This window comes from uncultured Thiocystis sp. (assembly GCF_903866365.1).
In the GTDB taxonomy this organism is placed as follows: domain Bacteria; phylum Pseudomonadota; class Gammaproteobacteria; order Chromatiales; family Chromatiaceae; genus Chromatium.
Genome location: NZ_CAIPNF010000128.1, coordinates 1 through 4,337 on the forward strand (window position 1 = coordinate 1; position 4,337 = coordinate 4,337).

Consider the following 4,337-nt stretch of genomic DNA (forward strand, 5'->3'; position numbering starts at 1 on the left):
GACCGACTGCGAAGCGGGCGCTAGCGCGAGCAAGGGAACGTGCGGACGCACGGCTCCCCCGATATACTGACTCGCGCCGGTGCTCGGACCCTTCAGCGGTCGGAGCTTAGTCCTGGAGTGCTGATACACTCCAGGGACGGCAACACTCTACGCGCGGTCGACGCGCGGAATCAACAGCAAGCGGCTCGTCCTTGCCCGGCGGGCCGTTTTCGTTTCTTGGGCGTCTGCTCATGTCCTCACCCTGCCGTGTTGGTCCGAGTTTGTTGTGCCAGCCAGATTTCCAGGCTAGCCGCGTCATATCTGACTGATCGTCCGATCTTCAAATACGTCGGGCCAATCCCGCGCACGCGCCACTGCTGTAGCGTCCGAAAACTAATCCCTAATTCCGCCGCCGCTTCACGTTCATTCAATCTGCGGTGAGTGGGCGTATGATTCATTTGTATGATCTTCTCTCGTCTCGATCCAATCGGATGTCATTGCTCGCGAGAGCATTGATGACGTGAATGTGTCGTGTGATGCGCATGAACACGCACTTGCTGCAAGTCGCGTCAAAGCGTCTTAACATCATCGAACACGAGACAAGCCTATCGGATTTTAGCGCGTCTGTACGCAAACAACGGTGAGCTGGATCGAGACCGTATTTATGTTTTTTCAGATCGGCAAGAAACGCGAATATTTTATTGATTTACAAAGCATTGTTTATTTTTATGTGATTGAGATTCGCACACTGAATCCGACCCTTGATCAGGCGTTTGGCATGTCGTCACAGCGGTGTTTGACATCGAGGATGACAGAGAAAAGAAGGTCGGCGGGATGATTTTTAAAATGCTATTGTGGTCTCTGATCGCTCTATTATGAATGCATTTTTATGCAGGAGGCTTCTGGCAATGCCATTCCTTTATATCACTCTGCAAGCGAAAGGTGGGGTTGGAAAAAGTTATGTCTCGTCAACGCTAGCGCAATACTTCATAGAACGCGGGCGGCAAGTTCAGTGCATCGATACGGACACCACCAATCCGACGCTCTTACGCTATGAATCGCTGAATTGCGACTATCTCGCGCTGTCGCAGGACAACGTCGTCAACCCGCGCGCCTTCGATCACCTGGTCGAACGGCTTGCCTCGGTACCGGCCGATACCCATGTCGTCGTCGATGTCGGAAGCAATGGTTTTCAGGCGTTCATGGCGTATGCAGTGGAAAACGATTTGTTTGCGATGCTGCAAAGTCAGGGGGTGCGCGTCATCCTGAATACAGTCATCGCTGGCGGTCCCGATGCGGCCGAAACGTTGCACAGTACGCAGGCGCTGCTGGAGCACACGACGACGCTGGCACTGCCAACGCTGATCTGGCTGAACGCCCACCTGGGGAGCCTGGAGTTCAATCGGCAACCCATCGTGGAGATGGAGCTTTTTCGGATCCATGCCGCGCGCCTTCTCGGTTGGGTGACGCTGCCGCAGTACACGGCGCAAACATTTGGACAGGATGTCGAGCAGATGCTGAAGCAGCGCTGGACGTTTCAGGATGCCCACGAGCGCCTGACTCTGATGCCGCAGAGGCGCCTGCTGAAGGTCAAGGAAGCGCTCTGGGTGCAGTTGGATCGGATCTTTGCGGCGGAGCGTTGAAAGGTGAGCGACGGTTCAAACATCTCGTGAGCGATCCTCGCCCCGTTAGAGTGTGCCGCGCGTGGTTTGGGATTTGGTCCTGGTTTTCTTTCAAAAGGGACGGCTGACACTATGCCTCAAACGCTTCAAAAACCTGTCTATACTGCCGCAGAGTTTGACGATCAATTGCCATGACAAGGCGCTTTGCTGGAGAACCGACCGCGCCGAGGCGTACCGATCCATCGAATGACCGCGCACAATCACCGCCGCCGCCCACTCAACGGAATCAGGAACCGATGAACCTGCCACAGATCAACCTCGCATTCGATCCGGTGCTGCAACCCTTCGGGGCTGGCGCGGCGGACTTTTTTCTTGCCGCCAGTCTGTACCAGGCCCGCAAGATCAGTTTCAGCGCCGCTGCCGCCCTGGCTAGGCTGGGGTTCGACGAATTTCACTATCGTTTGAAAGAGCACTTCGGAGCCGGTTTCGCCATCGACGATCAAGTCGTGCTGGAGGATCTTGCCCTGGTGCGCGACGGCTTCGGACGCCGCGCATGACGCTGGTCATCAATGCGAGCCCTCTGATCTTTCTGTCCAAGGTGGACCGTCTCTTCCTCCTGCGAGATTGCTTCGAGGTCACGCTGACACCCCCGGCGGTGGTCGCGGAGATCGGGACCGTGCGCCTTCCCGCGTTCATCCAGATCACGCCGTTGTCCGAGATCGGCAGCGCCTTCGTCCGTGGTGCCCTTGGCAGCCTCCATGCCGGCGAACTGGAAGTCATGGTGTTGGCGCGGGACTTGGGGATTGGCTTGGTTGGACTTGACGACCTCCTCGCCCGACGCAAGGCACAACAGATGGGGCTGCAACCCATTGGAACGATCGGACTCATCCTGCTGGCCCATGAGCGTGGCGTCCTCACCGCCGCCGATGCGTGGTCCAGCGTCGAGGAACTGGTCCGTCTCCATGGCCTGTACCTCTCGCCCCGGATCCTGGAAAACGTTCGTGCGGCGCTGCAATAGCGGGGAAGATTCTGGCGTCTTGCGGGATGCTACAGGGTCAAGAGTCTCGCGAGTTGTCGAGCAGGCAGATCATTGTCGGGCTCTTTCACAAAACGGCGCAGCCATTTGCGCCAGTCTTCCGTGAGTGGCGCGTCCGCAAGAATCCGCCGCAATTCCCACTGCCAACCGTCCAACCCGGCCCGCTTGTCGGGCAGAAAATCGAAGCGATCATAGTGCTTGCTGGCGACATCGTGCAGTGCGTGATTTTGGATCCGGTCGCGGATTTCTTTCAAGATGCCGATTTCGCTCATGCGCGTTTTGATGCTGCGACGGATGTCGCGTGGCGTGAACCTTGTAAACGGCTGCTGGGGATCATTGCAGAGACGATCCGCCGCTTGCGACAGTGAGCGGAATGGCATTGGACACTGAGGATCGCCGCGTTTTGGAAAGACGCAGGGGCCTACGCGCGGCATGGCCGCAAACAAGGCAATCGCCATCTCCGATAACGGCACGACGTGTCCGCGTTGCGTCTTATTTCCGGTTTTGAGTCGGTCGGCTGGAATATCCAAAACCCGACGCTCAAGGTCGATCTCCGACCACCGCGCACCCAGGATTTCTTCGACCCGCTGACCGGTCAGCAGTAACAGACGAAACGCGGTGATGCTTTCCTGGCTCATCCCTGTCGTCTCCAAACGCTGCCAAAGTTCCCGGATTTCGTTTGCGGATAATTCCCGGTTCCCCGCCGGTCTTGGATCCGGCCGTCTTGCCAATGTCACAGGGTTGGCGTTGATGCGGTATCGCTTCCGGCGATCCTCGGTGCCCATGCCGATCTCGAAGGCGGCATGCAGAAATCGAAAAAGGTTGCTCTCGACGGCAAGTGCGCCACGTTCTCGAACTTTGCTCAAGAGGCTCTCGATATCTTGAACGGTGATGTCTCTCGCGAGTTTCCCGCGCAGGAACGTTGCGATATTTTTCCCGAAACTCTGCCGCGCATCCGCCGCTGTATCGAGATTCATGAGGGTCGCGGCATAGTCGTCGAGGAGGTCGCCGAAGTTGGCGAGTGACGCCACCTCTTCGGCTTTCTGGCGACGCGCTTCGACCGGATCCGCGCCCTCGGTCTCCACTTTTGCCAATTCTGCCCGTGCCGTTTTTCGGGCTTGATCCAGCGTCAGGACACCGTAGGCGCCCAGCGTCATCAGTCGCTTGCGCCCTTGGCTGCGGTAGGACAGCAGAAACGCTTTTTTGCCGGACGGAAAAATCCTCAGTCCGAATCCAGGAACCTCGTCATCCCAGATCACGGATCGGGAATTGTTCGTGCCTTGATAGGTTGCCGCATCAAGGATTCGCTTGGTCAGTCTCATGTCACTCTTTCTCGCGATGAGTCACCATTGAGTCACCAGGGTGCAGTGAAAACAACTGTGAAAGAGCGTAAAAGATAGCACGAGCGATATTCTTAAAGCATTGTTTTTATGAAGTTTAGCGCATTCAAAAGAAATGCAGCGTAACATTGATACCTGTCTACGAACCAGGTGGTCGGGAGTTCGAATCTCTCCGGGCGCGCCAAATATGTAGTAAAATCGAAGGGTTAGCTGATGTGCTTGTAACTTCTCAATAACTCACGGCACAGCCTGAGCGGCCAAGATCCGTTCGCGCACGATTTCCGGCAAGGGCGGGATGTCTCCGATTTGCCCGATGCGGTCATTGAGGTAGTCCCAGAAGGAAATCCCGAGCTTGCGGCA

The 4,337-nt window shown here is 56.6% G+C and carries 5 protein-coding genes; 3 read left to right on the forward strand and 2 right to left on the reverse strand.

Features of this window, described 5'->3' with window-relative positions; all coding sequences use genetic code 11:
• Window positions 1-236: 236 nt before the first annotated feature.
• Window positions 237-437 (reverse strand): helix-turn-helix domain-containing protein, encoded by a 201-nt coding sequence (locus QZY07_RS07815; RefSeq protein WP_295401351.1) that lies wholly within the window; start codon window positions 435-437, stop codon window positions 237-239.
• 450 nt (window positions 438-887) lie between these two features.
• On the opposite strand from QZY07_RS07815, the gene QZY07_RS07820 reads away from it, so the two are divergent.
• The 3 genes from QZY07_RS07820 to QZY07_RS07830 all read left to right on the forward strand — a co-directional run bounded on the left by QZY07_RS07820 (window position 888) and on the right by QZY07_RS07830 (window position 2,619).
• Entirely contained in the window at window positions 888-1,622 is a 735-nt protein-coding gene (locus QZY07_RS07820; RefSeq protein WP_295401353.1) for a conjugal transfer protein TraL, read from the forward strand.
• A gap of 275 nt (window positions 1,623-1,897) precedes the next feature.
• A complete protein-coding gene (locus QZY07_RS07825; RefSeq protein ID WP_295401355.1) occupies window positions 1,898-2,158 on the forward strand; it encodes a hypothetical protein in 261 nt (86 codons plus the stop codon).
• Entirely contained in the window at window positions 2,155-2,619 is a 465-nt protein-coding gene (locus QZY07_RS07830) for a hypothetical protein (protein ID WP_295401356.1), read from the forward strand. The genes QZY07_RS07825 and QZY07_RS07830 overlap by 4 nt, the downstream gene beginning before the upstream one ends.
• Window positions 2,620-2,648: 29 nt before the next feature.
• Here QZY07_RS07830 and QZY07_RS07835 read toward each other — a convergent pair whose 3' ends face one another.
• On the reverse strand, window positions 2,649-3,959 hold the full coding sequence (locus QZY07_RS07835) for a site-specific integrase (protein WP_295401358.1): 1,311 nt from the start codon (window positions 3,957-3,959) through the stop codon (window positions 2,649-2,651).
• Window positions 3,960-4,337 lie beyond the last annotated feature (378 nt).

What these genes read in the sequence shown, in the direction of transcription:
- QZY07_RS07815 (WP_295401351.1), bottom strand. Translation starts at nt 437, where the DNA reads ATGAATCATACGCCCACTCACCGCAGATTGAATGAACGTGAAGCGGCG.
- QZY07_RS07820 (WP_295401353.1), top strand. Translation starts at nt 888, where the DNA reads ATGCCATTCCTTTATATCACTCTGCAAGCGAAAGGTGGGGTTGGAAAA.
- QZY07_RS07825 (WP_295401355.1), top strand. Translation starts at nt 1,898, where the DNA reads ATGAACCTGCCACAGATCAACCTCGCATTCGATCCGGTGCTGCAACCC.
- QZY07_RS07830 (WP_295401356.1), top strand. Translation starts at nt 2,155, where the DNA reads ATGACGCTGGTCATCAATGCGAGCCCTCTGATCTTTCTGTCCAAGGTG.
- QZY07_RS07835 (WP_295401358.1), bottom strand. Translation starts at nt 3,959, where the DNA reads ATGAGACTGACCAAGCGAATCCTTGATGCGGCAACCTATCAAGGCACG.